Source organism: Nocardioides sp. (assembly GCF_036274455.1).
Taxonomy (GTDB): Bacteria; Actinomycetota; Actinomycetes; order Propionibacteriales; family Nocardioidaceae; genus Nocardioides.
This window is the reverse complement of sequence record NZ_DASUFR010000133.1, coordinates 32,682-46,177: the sequence shown is the minus strand read 5'-3', so window position 1 is coordinate 46,177 and position 13,496 is coordinate 32,682. Positions and strand designations below refer to the sequence as shown.

The 13,496-nt window shown below is 71.5% G+C and carries 13 protein-coding genes; 8 read left to right on the top strand and 5 right to left on the bottom strand.

The genetic code is table 11. The features are described 5' to 3' along the window. Positions 1-124: 124 nt before the first annotated feature. On the top strand, positions 125-832 hold the full coding sequence (locus tag VFV89_RS12820) for a DUF4328 domain-containing protein (protein ID WP_329706337.1): 708 nt from the start codon (positions 125-127) through the stop codon (positions 830-832). On the opposite strand, the gene VFV89_RS12815 is transcribed toward VFV89_RS12820, so the two are convergent. From VFV89_RS12815 to VFV89_RS12800, 4 genes are all read right to left on the bottom strand, one after another. After that, on the bottom strand, positions 822-1,667 hold the full coding sequence (locus VFV89_RS12815) for a GNAT family N-acetyltransferase (protein ID WP_329706336.1): 846 nt from the start codon (positions 1,665-1,667) through the stop codon (positions 822-824). The two genes, VFV89_RS12820 and VFV89_RS12815, sit on opposite strands and share 11 nt — an antisense overlap. Before the next feature lie 95 nt (positions 1,668-1,762). Beyond that, on the bottom strand, positions 1,763-2,914 hold the full coding sequence (gene ispG / locus VFV89_RS12810; RefSeq protein WP_329706335.1) for a flavodoxin-dependent (E)-4-hydroxy-3-methylbut-2-enyl-diphosphate synthase: 1,152 nt from the start codon (positions 2,912-2,914) through the stop codon (positions 1,763-1,765). Positions 2,915-2,968: 54 nt separating this feature from the next. Further along, positions 2,969-4,330 carry a site-2 protease family protein gene (locus VFV89_RS12805; protein ID WP_329706334.1) on the bottom strand — a complete coding sequence of 454 codons (1,362 nt, stop codon included), beginning with the start codon at positions 4,328-4,330 and terminating at the stop codon, positions 2,969-2,971. Continuing rightward, a complete protein-coding gene (locus VFV89_RS12800) occupies positions 4,327-5,466 on the bottom strand; it encodes a 1-deoxy-D-xylulose-5-phosphate reductoisomerase (RefSeq protein ID WP_329706333.1) in 1,140 nt (379 codons plus the stop codon). The genes VFV89_RS12805 and VFV89_RS12800 overlap by 4 nt, the downstream gene beginning before the upstream one ends. A gap of 97 nt (positions 5,467-5,563) precedes the next feature. Between VFV89_RS12800 and VFV89_RS12795 the strand changes: the two genes are divergently transcribed. From VFV89_RS12795 to VFV89_RS12780, 4 genes are all read left to right on the top strand, one after another. Next, positions 5,564-6,181, top strand: a complete 618-nt coding sequence (locus VFV89_RS12795) for a hypothetical protein (protein ID WP_329706332.1) — start codon at positions 5,564-5,566, stop codon at positions 6,179-6,181. Positions 6,182-6,334: 153 nt separating this feature from the next. Continuing rightward, entirely contained in the window at positions 6,335-7,666 is a 1,332-nt protein-coding gene (gene gabT / locus VFV89_RS12790; protein ID WP_329706331.1) for a 4-aminobutyrate--2-oxoglutarate transaminase, read from the top strand. Positions 7,667-7,680: 14 nt separating this feature from the next. Then, positions 7,681-9,285, top strand: coding sequence for an endonuclease/exonuclease/phosphatase family protein (locus tag VFV89_RS12785; protein WP_329706330.1), 1,605 nt, complete (start codon positions 7,681-7,683; stop codon positions 9,283-9,285). 34 nt (positions 9,286-9,319) lie between these two features. Next, on the top strand, positions 9,320-10,432 hold the full coding sequence (locus VFV89_RS12780; RefSeq protein WP_329706329.1) for an FAD-dependent oxidoreductase: 1,113 nt from the start codon (positions 9,320-9,322) through the stop codon (positions 10,430-10,432). Here the strand turns inward: VFV89_RS12780 and VFV89_RS12775 are convergent. Further along, positions 10,427-11,260 carry a methyltransferase domain-containing protein gene (locus VFV89_RS12775; RefSeq protein ID WP_329706328.1) on the bottom strand — a complete coding sequence of 278 codons (834 nt, stop codon included), beginning with the start codon at positions 11,258-11,260 and terminating at the stop codon, positions 10,427-10,429. The two genes, VFV89_RS12780 and VFV89_RS12775, sit on opposite strands and share 6 nt — an antisense overlap. A gap of 85 nt (positions 11,261-11,345) precedes the next feature. Between VFV89_RS12775 and VFV89_RS12770 the strand changes: the two genes are divergently transcribed. The 3 genes from VFV89_RS12770 (at position 11,346) to VFV89_RS12760 (ending at position 13,407) form a co-directional block, all read left to right on the top strand. Further along, a complete protein-coding gene (locus VFV89_RS12770) occupies positions 11,346-12,020 on the top strand; it encodes a winged helix-turn-helix transcriptional regulator (protein WP_329706327.1) in 675 nt (224 codons plus the stop codon). A gap of 102 nt (positions 12,021-12,122) precedes the next feature. Next, the gene (locus VFV89_RS12765) at positions 12,123-12,443 is read left to right on the top strand and encodes a hypothetical protein (RefSeq protein WP_329706326.1); all 321 of its coding nucleotides are present in this window, start codon (positions 12,123-12,125) and stop codon (positions 12,441-12,443) included. Between the two features lie 58 nt (positions 12,444-12,501). After that, complete coding sequence (locus VFV89_RS12760; protein ID WP_329706325.1) at positions 12,502-13,407, top strand: HNH endonuclease signature motif containing protein; 906 nt, start codon at positions 12,502-12,504, stop codon at positions 13,405-13,407. Positions 13,408-13,496: the final 89 nt, after the last annotated feature.

Sequence of the window (13,496 nt, the reverse complement as noted above, 5' to 3'; positions counted from 1 at the left end):
GATCCCAGTCGAAGCGTGCTCCTGACTGGTCCAGACGAGGGGCTGGACCAGAGAAGTCTGGGGTAACGCTTCGACCACCACGTCGGTGAGGATGGCTGTCTGTCCTGGACGTGGGGGGAACGCCATGACGACCGACTCGCAGCACCCGCACCTTGCGCAGCAGCATCCCGCTGCCGCCTACTACGCCGCGCCCGGCGGGCCCGTGCCCGGGCAGGCCAAGGACCTGACCGCGCTCGGCGTGCTGGCGTTCGTGCCGGCCGCGGTGGCGACGCTCTGCACCTGCGTGGCGGCCGTCGTGCTCGGCCGGGCGGCCCGGCTCCGGGCTCGCGACGGGCTCGACGCCTTCGACTGGAGCCTGGCCGTCTACTACGTCGCCACCGGTCTGGCACTGCTCGCTCTCGTCTCCGGCTTCGTCACCGGCTCGCTGTGGCTGCACCGGGCCCGCAAGAACGCCGAGGCGCTCGAGCCCGGCAGCCGCCACGCGCGTCGCGGGGGCTGGGCGTGGGGCGGCTGGGTGACTCCTGTCGTCGCGCTATGGTTCCCGTTCCAGGTCGTGCGGGACGTCCGCCGCGCCCTGTCCCCGCTGCAGAGCGCGGCGCTGATCGGGTTCTGGTGGTCGCTGTTCCTGGCCACCGAGATCGGCCTGCGGGCCTCGCTCGACCTCCAGGGCGATGCGCTGGCCCGGTTCGACAACGCGGACTTCGCCCGGCAGATGTCGGTCATCACGGCGGCGGTGATGGTCGCCGCGCTGGCCGGCTGGGGCCAGGTGCTGCGGGTGATCACCCTCGAGCAGCATGCGCGGATGTACGCGGGCCGGGACCCTAGAACATGACGGTCGAGAACCGGGCCGTCTCCCGGAAGCCCACCTTGGCGTAGGCACGCCGCGCGGCGAGGTTCCACTCGTTGACGTAGAGCGACACCGTCGGCGCGATCTCGCGGCGCACCAACTCCACCACGGCGGCCATGCCGGACCCGGCCAACCCCTCGCCGCGACGTTCCGGCGGCACGAACACACCCTGGATCTGGGCGGCGTACGGCGAGGCGCACGCGACCTCGGCCTTGAACACGAGCTTGCCGGCCTCGAACCGCGCGAACGACCACCCCCGGCTGATCAGCTGCTGCACCCGTGCGCGATAGAGGTCCGCGCCACCGCCGAGCTCGGGCGAGACGCCGACCTCCTCGGTGTACATCGCCACGCACGCGGGGTAGAGCAGGTCGAGATCGGCGCGGGTGGTCCGGCGTACGTCGGGGTGCGGTTCGACCAGCGGGGCGTGGTCGATCTGCAGGTGCGGCTGGTGCCAGCGCAGCTCGCGCGGCCGGCCCCACTGGTCGGCGACGGTGTTCCAGAAGACCTCGACCGCCTCGTGCGGGCCGACGATGGTGGTGACGCTGCGGGTCCCGGTCAGCGCCCGCTCGGCGAAGGCCCGCGCGTCGTCCGGCCGGGCCTCGACCGGGACCAGGTTGGCTCCGACGTGGCAGGCCGCGACCAGCTCGCCACCGTCGAACCGGCCCCACATCTCGCCACCCAGCCAGCGCGGCTCGAGATTGGTGGTCCGGGCCCGGTGGTCGGCGAACACGTTGACCACCGGGTCACGTCCGGTGAGCGCGAGGAAGGCGTCCAGGTCGGGCGTCCCGAGAGGACGCACGCCGTGACGCGTCGTCAGCATGCGGTCAGGGTAGTGCGCCACTCCCGCATGCACAGCGCGCGAAGCTCGCCTGGGTCAGCTGAGGGTGACGGACAGCGGGCCGAAGCTCGCGGGGGTCAACGGACCGTGACGGTCGCCCCGGAGCCGTCCACGGACTCCATGCCCTCGGCGATCCGCATGGCCTCCTCGATGAGCGTCTCCACGATCTGCGACTCGGGCACGGTCTTGATGACCTCACCCTTGACGAAGATCTGGCCCTTGCCGTTGCCGGAGGCGACGCCGAGGTCGGCCTCGCGGGCCTCGCCCGGGCCGTTGACGACGCAGCCCATCACCGCAACGCGGAGCGGCACCTCGAGCCCCTCGAGCCCGGCGGTCACCCGGTCGGCCAGTGTGTAGACGTCGACCTGGGCCCGGCCACACGACGGGCAGGAGACGATCTCGAGGCGGCGGGGCCGCAGGTTGAGCGACTCGAGGATCTGGAGGCCGACCTTGACCTCCTCCACCGGCGGCGCAGAGAGCGAGACCCGGATCGTGTCGCCAATGCCCTGGGAGAGCAGCGCGCCGAAGGCCGTGGCGGACTTGATCGTGCCCTGGAACGCCGGGCCGGCCTCGGTGACCCCGAGGTGCAGCGGCCAGTCGCCGCGCTCGGCCAGCATCTCGTAGGCGCGGACCATCACGACCGGGTCGTTGTGCTTGACCGAGATCTTGAAGTCGTGGAAGTCATGCTCCTCGAACAGGCTCGCCTCCCAGACCGCCGACTCGACGAGTGCCTCGGGCGTGGCCTTTCCGTACTTCTCCAGCAGCCGCTTGTCGAGCGAGCCGGCGTTGACGCCGATCCGGATCGAGGTGCCGTGGTCCTTGGCGGCGGCGGCGATCTCCTTGACCTGGTCGTCGAACTTGCGGATGTTGCCCGGGTTGACGCGCACCGCGGCGCAGCCGGCCTCGATGGCCGCGAAGACGTACTTCGGCTGGAAGTGGATGTCGGCGATGACCGGGATCTGGGAGTGCCGGGCGATCTCCGGCAGCGCGTCGGCGTCGTCCTGCGACGGGCAGGCCACCCGGACGATGTCGCAGCCCGTGGCGGTCAGCTCGGCGATCTGCTGGAGCGTCGAGTTGACGTCGGCGGTGAGAGTGGTCGTCATCGACTGCACCGAGACCGGGAAGTCGCTGCCCACGCCCACCTTGCCCACCTTGATCTGGCGGGTCTTGCGGCGCGGCGCGAGCACCGGAGGGGGCGCCGCCGGCATCCCCAGGTTGATCTCGGTCATGACTGCCAGAGTACGGCGCGCGGCGGCGGCGGCCCCAATCCGGTGAGTGTGACCTCAGCCGGTGATGTGGATCGGCACCACCAGGTCGCCGACGATCAGCACCAGGCTCATCGCCAGCATCGCCGTGGCCATCACGTAGGCGATCGGCAGCAGCTTGGCGGCGTCCACGAACCCGGGGTCGGGCCTGCCGCGCAGCCGGGCCGCGATGCGTCGCATCTCCTCCCACAGCGCGCTGGCGATGTGGCCACCGTCGAGCGGCAGCAGCGGGATGAAGTTGAACGCGCCGATGAAGAAGTTGAAGCCGGCGATCAGCATCAGCAGGAAGGTGACCTTGGCGTCGGTGGGGAGCCACGACACGGAGACGGTCTCACCGGCGATCCGGCTGCCGCCGACGATCGACACCGGGCTCTCCGGGTCGCGGTCCTGCATGCCGAGGATCGCCTCGCCCACGCCCCAGACGCGCTGGGGCAGCCGGATCATCGCCTCGACGGTCTGCTCGGCGGTGTCGCCCATCTGCACGACGGTGTAGAGCGGGCCGCCGGTGACGTAGTGGCTGGAGGGCGTGATGCCCATGAAGCCCACGTCGACCATCTTGGTCGAGTCGGGGTCGTCGGTCGCGGGCCGCGAGTCGATGACCGTGTGGACGGTCGCGCTGTGGGCGACGCCGTCGCGCAGGAACTCGACGACGGCCTCGTTGTCGTCGTTGGCGCGGATCAGCGCCTGGAGCTGGGGGTAGCTGGTGATCGCGGTCCCGTTGAACGAGGTGATCTCGTCGCCCCGCTGGAGCCCGGCCAGCGCCGCCGGGGACGGGGTGTCGCCCGGCTGGCAGGTGGTGCGGTGCTCCGTGGCCGGGATGATGCAGTCCTGCACCGAGCTGACGACCGGACGCCCGGAGTCGACGGCCGGGTCGTTGACGTTGCCGTAGGTCGAGAAGACGACCCAGAACAGGAAGAACGCGATCGCGATGTTCATCGACGGGCCGCCGGCCATCACGATGACCTTCTTCCACCACGCCATCCGGTAGAAGAGCCGCGGCTCGTCCTCGGGCTTGATCAGCTCCCACTCCGCTGCCCGGGCGTCGGAGATCAGCTGGGTGAACAGGCCGGTGTTGGACTTGCGGATCTTGGTGACGCGGTTGCCGTCCTCGTCGACGGTCACCGTCCCGAGCTGCTCGGCATCCGGCGGCAGCATCCCGACGATCTTGACGTAGCCGCCGAGCGGGATCGCCTTGACGCCGTACTCGGTCTCGCCGAGCCGGCGGCTCCAGACCGTGGGACCGAAGCCGATGAAGTACTGCGTGACCTTCCCGCCGAAGGCCTTGGCCGGGATCATGTGGCCGAGCTCGTGCAGACCGATCGAGACAAGGATCGCCACGAAGAAGATCACGATCCCGAAAATGTAGAGAAGGCTGCTCACCCTCTGTTCCCCCCTCGCTCCCCCACGATCGCACCGCCCTGAACGGCCTGATGCCGGGCCCACGCGTCCGCGGCGAGGACGTCCTCGACCGCCAACGACGCCCCAGGGGTCAAAGGTACGTCGTCGCGCGAAAGCACGGCTGCAACCGTCGGCACGATCTGCGTGAACGACAGCCTGCCCTCTCGGAAGGCCTGAACACATACCTCATTTGCGGCGTTGTAGATCGCGGGCGCGGTGCCACCCATGGTCGCGGCCCGCTTGGCCAGTGACACCGCGGGAAACGCCTCGTCGTCGAGGGGGAAGAACTCCCACGTCTCTGGTCTGGTCCAGTCGACCGGCGGGGCCGTGTCGGGCACCCGGTCGGGCCAGTTCAGCCCCAGCGAGATCGGGATCAGCATGGTCGGCGGGCTGGCCTGCACGAGCGTCGCACCGTCGACGAACTCCACCATCGAGTGCACCACCGAGGTCGGGTGGACGACGACCTCGATCCGGTCGATCGGTACGCCGAAGAGCAGGTGCGCCTCGATCACCTCGAGCCCCTTGTTGACCAGCGTGGCCGAGTTGATGGTCACCACCGGCCCCATGTCCCAGGTCGGGTGGGCGAGCGCCTCCGCGACGGTGACGTCGTGCAGCTCGTCGACCGTCCGGCCCCGGAACGGCCCGCCGCTGGCGGTCAGCACCAGTCGGCGCACCTCGTCCGGCCTACCGCTGCGCAGGCACTGGGCCAGCGCACTGTGCTCGGAGTCGACCGGGACGATCTGGCCGGGTTTGGCGCGCTCCACGACCAGCGGCCCCCCGACGATGAGGCTCTCCTTGTTGGCGAGCGCCAGGGTGTTGCCGGCGTCGAGCGCGGCCAGCGTGGGCCGGAGCCCGACCGCACCGGTGATGGCGTTGAGGACGACGTCGCAGGGCCGGCCGGCGGCCTCGGTCGAGGCGTCCTCGCCGAGGCCTGCGTAGAAGTCAGGGCATGCCGGCGCGAACTCCGCCACCTGCCGGTCGAACAGCTCGGGGTTGCTCCCGCCCGCGGTGAGCCCGACGACGCGGAACCGGTCGGGGTTGGCGCGCACGATGTCCAGCGCCTGGGTGCCGACCGAACCGGTCGACCCCAGCACGGTCACGGTGCGGGGTGAGCTCACCGGTCCAGTGTCTCAAGGCCACCGCGGGCAGGTGAGTTGACGCCGCTGGGCGTCGCGCCGACACTCGTCGCAAAGGACACTTGACGAGGGGCCGGGGATGCGGGCTGTCAGCGACGGGCAGGTCAGGACCGTGACCGGCATCAGCTCGGCGATCGGCGGCGTGGCATGGGTCGTTGCGTGTTTCGTCCACAACTCGCTCCCCCAAGGCTGCATCGATGAGCAGTGCGCCGACCGGACCATGCGGGGCTCCTCACCCGTGGCCACCACGCTGTTCGTCATGGCCGGGCTGATGCTCGCGATCAGCGGGATCGGTCTGCTGCTCCTCACCCACCAGCGCAGACCGGTCGGGCGGCTGGGTGCACTGGCCGCGACCACGGCAGCGCTCGGGCTGCTGCTGCTCGGCGCCGCTGCGGTCATGTCCGCCGTCGACAACGACTGGAACGGGATGCCCGGACTGGTCATCCCCGGCATCTTCCTGCTGGCCGTCGGCCTGGTCCTCGTCGCCTGGGTGGTGCTCCGGGCACGCGTCGTGCCCACGTCGCTGGCCGCTCTCCTGGTGGTCACCGCGCTGCTGCTGCCGTTCGCGAACGAGCAGACCTCCAGGATCCTGCTCGCGGTCCCCTTCGGGATCACGTGGCTGGTCCTTGGCCTCGTGCTCTTGCGCGACCCGGGTCGCCGCCGCAGCCGCCCACCCTCGCTCGCGATCGGAGAGTGACGAGCCACCCAGGTCACCGTCCCGGTGCGCGCCGACGAGGTGGCCGAGGGCACGGAGCGGTTCGAGGCCCGGATCGCCGACGGCGTGGGCCTGCGCCCGCGACGTGGGAAGACGACCATCGTCATCGAGGACGACGACGGCTAGTTTGGCGCCATGAACGGTGGCCCCTCACTTCCCCAGCAGCGCAACCTCGTCACCGAGATCCCGGGGCCGGAGTCCCGGGCCCGGCTCGACCGCAAGAAGGCGCACGTCGCCGACGGCGTGGGCACCACGCTGCCGATCTTCGTCGTCGCTGCGGGCGGCGGCGTGATGGTCGACGCGGACGGCAACTCGCTGATCGACCTGGGCTCCGGCATCGCCGTCACCGGCGTCGGCAACGCCGCGCCCGGCGTCGTCTCCAGAGTGCAGGAGCAGGTGGCGGCGTTCACCCACACCTGCTTCATGGTCACGCCCTACGACGGCTACGTGGACGTCTGCGAGCAAGTCGCCGAGCTGACGCCTGGTGACCACGCCAAGAAGTCGGCGCTGTTCAACTCCGGTGCCGAGGCGGTCGAGAACGCAGTGAAGATCGCACGCGTGGCGACAGGACGCGACGCGGTGGCCGTCTTCGACCACGCCTACCACGGACGCACCAACCTCACGATGGCGATGACGGCGAAGAACATGCCCTACAAGAACGGCTTCGGCCCGTTCGCCGGCGAGGTCTACCGGGTGCCGATGTCCTACCCGTTCCGCGACGGGCTGTCGGGCGAGAACGCCGCGGACCGCGCCATCGACGTGATGGAGAAGCAGATCGGCGCCGACAACCTGGCCTGCGTCGCGATCGAGCCGATCCAGGGCGAGGGCGGCTTCGTCGTGCCCGCACCCGGCTTCCTGCCCGCGCTGTCCGCGTGGGCCCAGGACAAAGGCGTGCTGTTCTTCGCCGACGAGATCCAGACCGGCTTCTGCCGCACCGGCGACTGGTTCGCCTGCGACGACGAGGGAGTCGTGCCGGACCTCATGTCGCTGGCCAAGGGCATCGCCGGCGGCCTGCCGCTGGCCGGGGTGACCGGCCGCGCCGAGGTCATGGACGCGGTGCACGTGGGCGGGCTCGGCGGCACCTACGGCGGCAACCCGGTGGCCTGTGCGGCCGGTCTCGGTGCGATCGAGGAGATGCGCACCCACGACCTGGCGACCCGAGCGCGCGAGCTCGGCGACAAGATCTCCGAGCGGCTGCACAAGCTCCAGGCCGACCACCCGGTGATCGGCGACGTCCGTGGCCGCGGTGCCATGCAGGCGATCGAGCTGACCACCCCCGGCACGGTCACGCCCGACGCGGCGCGGACCGGGGCGGTGTCGGCGTACTGCCACCAGCACGGCGTCGTCACCCTGACCTGCGGCACCTGGGGCAACGTGATCCGCTTCCTGCCGCCGCTAGCGATCTCCGACGAGCTGCTCGACGAGGCGTTCGACGTGCTCGCGGAGGCGTTCGCCGCCACCGCCTGAGCGAGGAGCTCGCCATGCCGCACCAACGTGCATCTCGTCGTGTGCTCGGCGTGGCGCTCGGGCTCGCACTCGTGGTGGCCACGGTGCTGTCACCAGGCTCGGCGTCAGCGGCGTCGGCCGGGGCAGCGGCGCAACCACAGGCGGCCGGCCTCCGCATCTCGGTGATGAGCCTCAACATCTTCTACGGCGGCGACGACCTCGACCTGGCCTCCGGCGACTGGTGCCCGGTGGCAGACGACTGTCCTGCCACGCTGCACAAGATCGTCCGCCTGATCAGGGCCAGCGGTGCCGACGTCGTCGGCGTGCAGGAGGCGGAGCGGAACACCGCGCGGCTGGCCAGGCTCCTCGGCTGGCACGCCGACCCCCGCGCCCACGTGGTCTCGCGGTTCCCGATCCTCCGGCCCGTCGGTGGTCAGGGCCTCTACACGTTCGTGGAGCCGGTGCCCGGCCGGATCGTGGCCGTGGCGAACACCCACCTGCCCTCGACGCCGTACGGCCCCTACAAGGTGCAGCGTGGCGCCTCGAGGGCCAAGGTGCTGGCTCTGGAGGAGCGGCTGCGGGTCGCAGCGCTGACCCAGGTGCTGCGCGTGCTGCCGAAGCTGGCCGCGCGCGGGATCCCGGTCTTCCTGACCGGCGACTTCAACAGCCCGTCGCACCTCGACTGGACGCCCGCGGTCGCCGCGGCTCGTCCGGACGTGCCGTACGCCGTGCGCTGGCCGGCCAGCGCGGCTCTGGCGGCCGCCGGCTTCGCGGACTCCTACCGCGTCGTCCACCCGGACCCACTGGCCGACCCGGGGTTCACCTGGACCCCGGGTAGCCCGGAGGGCCGCAGCCACGACGTCTTCGACCGGATCGACTGGGTGCTCGCCGCCGGTCCCGCCACCGCGGTGTCGAGCCTGCTCGTCGGCGAGAAGGGCAACCCCCAGGTGGACGTGGCGCTGCCGGGGAGGTACCCGAGCGACCACCGCGGCGTGGTCTCCACCTTCGAGATCACGCCGGCCGAAGCACCGCCGGCCGTCTCCCCCGCGGGCCGTCGCGTCGTGACCGGCGACGGGAGCCGGCTCCGGGTGCGGTTCCACGGCACGGGCGCCGCCGGCGAGGTGGTCGGGGTCGTCGCCCGGTCGCGGGGCGACCAGCTGCTGGTCGCACGGTCGACGGGCGGGCGTAGGTCCGGTGGGGTGTCGCTGTCCACCTCGCGGCTGGCCGCGGGCCGCTACGACGTCGTGTTGCGCGACACCCTCACGGGGCAGACCTTCGCCACCTCGCCCATCTGGGTCTACGGCAGCGACAGCCGGTCCCGGATGAAGACCGACGCCCGCTCCTACCGCGCCGGCCAGCCGATCCGGGTGTCCTGGGACCGGGCGCCGGGCGAGCACCTCGACTGGATCGGGCTCTACCGCTGCCGGCGTACCTGCGACGACCCCGGTGGCTACCTGGCCTACCGCTACACGCACACCCGGGTCGAGGGGGCGCTGACCCTCAGCGAGACCGCCGACCCCGGCGAGCAGGCGCCGGAGTGGCCGCTGCCCCCGGGGCAGTACGTCGCCCGGCTGCTGGTCGATGACAGCTACCGCGTGGTCGGGGAGACTCCCCGGTTCCGGGTGCTACCGGCCGGCTGACCGCCGCGTCGTCCGGTCGGCGAGACTGGCCCGCATGGCTGCCGACCGCGAGACCGTCGTGGTGGGTGGTGGCGCGATGGGCTCGGCCACCGCGTGGCACCTTGCGCGCCGTGGCCGCCAGGTCACGCTGGTCGAGCGGTTCGGCGCGCGGCACCGGATGGGGGCCTCGCACGGCAGGTCGCGCAACTTCAACATCACCTACGCCGACGCGACGTACCAGACGATGCTGCGGGAGGCGGCCGAGCTCTGGGCCGAGCTCGAGGACGAGAGTGGCGTCTCTGTCCTCGACGTCGTCGGCATCGTGAACCACGGAGCCGGGGTCGCCCCCGACCTCGCCGACCAGCTCGGCGCGCTCGGGGTCCGGGCCGCACTGCTGACCCCCGCCGAGGCGCAGGAGCGGTGGGCGGGGATCCGCTTCGACACCCGCGTGGTGCACTGCCCCGACGGGGGCCGGCTCGACGCGGAGGAGGCGGTCGCGACCCTGCAGTCCGAGGCGGCCCGCCACGGTGGCGAGGTCGTCCTCGACACCCGGGTCGAGTCGATCGAGGTCCGTCCGGACGGCCGTGTCGAGGTGGTGACCGGCCCCGAGACGTTCGTCGCGGACACCGTGGTCGTCACCGCCGGTGCGTGGACCGAGAAACTGCTCGGCGCCCGCGTCGCGCTCCCGCGGCTCGTTGTCACCCAGGAGCAGCCGGCCCACTTCGCCGTCTCGGACCCCGCCGCCGACTGGCCGAGCTACAACCACCTGCCCGAGCCACGGGACCCTCGCTACGGCTACTGGTACTCCCAGACCTACGGCACGCTCACCCCGGGCGAGGGCGTGAAGGCCGGATGGCACGCCGTCGGCCCGGTCACCGACCCGGACGCCCGCACCTTCGAGCCCGAGCCGGTGCAGCTCGCCGCGCTGCAGCGGTACGCCCGCGAGTGGCTCCCGGGCGTCGACGCAGACGCGATGACCCCGATCAGCTGCACCTACACCTCGACCTCCGACACTGACTTCGTCCTCGACCGGGTCGGTCCGATCGTGGTCGGGGCCGGCTTCTCGGGTCACGGGTTCAAGTTCGTCCCGACGGTGGGCCGCATCCTCGCCGACCTCGTCGCGGGCTCGGCACCGGCTCATGCGAGGTTCTCCGCCGCGCGGTCATGAGCCCTGCTGGCCGGCGACCCCTGCCGGCGAGGCCAGCGCGACCAGTGCGGGTGCGTCGAAGCTGACTCGGCCCTCGGCGTCACAGAACTCGTGGAGCCGCACCCGCGCGGCGACGCGAAGCTCCTCGAACTGCTGGTCGCCGATGAGTTCCCGGAGCGTCCAGGCCCGCACGTCCGTGGCCACCCAGTCGTCGATCGACGCGAACCGCGCCCGGCCCTCGAGCCGCCGGACCTCGACCTGGTCGAACGCCGCGCACATCTCGGTTCGGAGCTCGGACTCGGTTCCGATGCTGAAGGGCGCGGCCAGCGCTTCGGCCGGCTCCCGGCCGAGGAGGTCGGCGAGCAGCTCCGACAGGGCCGCGTAACCAGGGGTCTCGGACAACGCGGCCCAGGTCGCCACGCACACCCGGCCACCGGGGCGGGTCACGCGGGCCATCTCGCGCAGCGCGGTCTTCCGGTCGGCGAAGAACATCAACCCGAACTGGCAGAGCACCTTGTCGAAGCTCGCGTCGCTCATCGGCAGCGACTCCGCAGGGGCAGGCACCCACGTGACGTGGGGTTCTTCCCCGGCGGCGACCGCCAGCATCGCTTCGTTGAGGTCGAGGCCGGTCACGCTCCCGGTCGGCCCCACCCGGGCAGTCGCCGCGCGGGCCAGGACGCCGGTGCCACAGGCCACGTCGAGCACCCGGTCTCCGACACCGACACCCGCGAGCTCGAGGAGCTGTCCGGGCCACTGGTCGAAGAGTGCCGGTACGAAGAACCGCTCGTACAGCGCGGCCGCCTCGGCCGATATCTGACCCTTCGCTGCGTCGTTCACGAGGTCGTTCATGACGTCACTCTCGGCCCTTCCGCAGGTGCGCTGAAGTCCTGAATTCGAACTCGACGGACAGGTCGAGCCGCGGCATGGTGAGGGGGTGCGCACCTACGGTCAGTACTGTCCGATCGCGCGGGCGTCGGAGCTCCTGGCGGAGCGCTGGACACCACTGGTCATCCGGAACCTCATGTTCGGCGCGGACACGTTCTCCTCGATCGCGCGCGGCGTTCCCCAGATGTCCCGGTCGATGCTGGTGACGAGGCTCGACGAGCTGGCGCGGGCGGGGGTTGTCCGCGCCACCCTCAAGGACCACGGTCGCGGGCACCGCTACGCCCTCACCCCGGCGGGCCGGGATCTGGGCGCTGTCCTCTCCGCGTTCGCCGATTGGGGTGAGCGCTGGGTCGAGGTCTCCCCCGAGCACACCGACCCGGGGTTCGCCCTCTGGGCCTGGTGCCAGGTCCAGCTCGACCGCACCACGCTGCCGCCGGGCCGGGTGGTGGTCGCGTTCGTCTTCCCGGACCAGCCGCGTGGGAACCAGCGCTACTGGCTCCTGGTCGAGGACGGAGAGGCCGAGGTGTGCTACTCCGATCCGGGCGACGAGCCCGCGGTCACGGTCCGGGCGGAGTCGGCTGCCTTCGTGGAGTGGCACCGAGGCAGGCTCGCGTGGAGCCGAGCGCTGAGGACCGGGCGGGTCGAGGTGCTGGGCGACCGGGTCGTCGCCAGGCAGCTGCCGACGTGGAACCTTCGAGAACCTCGCCTCGAGATCCCGGCCTGATGCCCTTGGGCAGCCACCCCGGCGTCGCCGCCAACAGGTTCAGTCCACAGCTTTCCAGCACCTCTGGCATTCGAACACGTGTTCGAATAGACTCGGCCCACGATGACGTCCACGGCCGACCCGGTGACCAGCGCCGACCTGCTCGACGAGGTCCGCGCCACACACGCTGCGCGCGAGGCGGCCGACGCGCTCGTCCTGCAGCTCGCCGTGGAGTGGGCCGATGCGCACCCGGACCTCGAACACCCGGTCGACGATGATCCCGAGTCCGACTGGTGCGGGCTTCCTGGGATGCGGTGGGACGCCGGCGCGTCGTTCGCGGCGGCCAACCACCTCAGCACCACCGCCGGTGTCGCACTCATCCGCGATGCCCTGACGTTGCAGCACCGGCTCCCAACGGGTCTGGGCCCGGGTCGTCGCCGGTGAGGTCCCCGCCTGGCGCGCCCGCCGGATCGCCCAGGCCGTGGTCCACCAACCCCAGGATGTGGCCGCCTACCTCGACGAGGAGATCGCCCGCCGGGCCGAGACGGTCGGCCTGGTCACGCTCGACCGGATCCTCGACGAGGCCAAGCTCCGCCTCCATGCAGAGGAGCGCGAGCTCGAGCAGCTCGAGGCCCTCGACGCCCGCCACGTGCTGCTCGACGAGCGCTCGATGAACCACACCGGGATCGCCGACCTGGTCATCCGCGGCGACTGGGCCGACCTCAAGGCGTTCGAGGAGAAGGTCGCCGAGGTCGCGGCTGCCCTGGCCGACAACGGCTGCCCGGACTCCGTCGACGCGCGACGGTCGATGGCGGTCGGCGTCCTCGCAGACCCCGAGCGCGCTCTGGCCCTGGTCGCGGGTCGCCCCGCACCGAGTCCGAAGCGTCGCGTCGTACTCACCTACCATCTGACCGACGCCGCCCTCGTGGGCCTGGACCCCGTCGGCTTCGACGTCGACGGCCGGCCGCTGCTCGACCAGCTGGTCCGGCAGGGGTGTGCCCGCGACGACGTCAGCCTGGTCGTGCAGCCACTCCGCACCCTCGGCGCGTGCCGGGGCGGCGCCGAGCCGCACGAGGGCCACGCCGTCGAGGACTACCGCCCAAACGCGGCCGACCTGCTGGAGGTCGAGCTCCGCGACCGCACCTGTGTCCACCCCTACTGCACGCGTCCCGCTCGCCACTGCGACTGCGACCACGTCGTGCCCTTCGAACCCGACAGTCCCGAGCGCGGCCCGACCTGCCCGTGCAACCTCGCCCCGTTGTGCCGACATCACCATCGGCTCAAGACCCTGAGCGGCTGGCGCTACACCATCATCGAGCCGGGCATCTACCTCTGGTGCGACCCTCACGGCCAGCGGTTCCTGCGCACCCCCGACGGCACCCACGACGTCACCGACCGGTTGGCCTAGCACTGCAGCCTGCCCCGTGGCGCTCGAGGCCTCCATGGGCAACGCCATGAGGGGTCCACCTGACGAGACGCGTCGTGACCGAGCGCCTC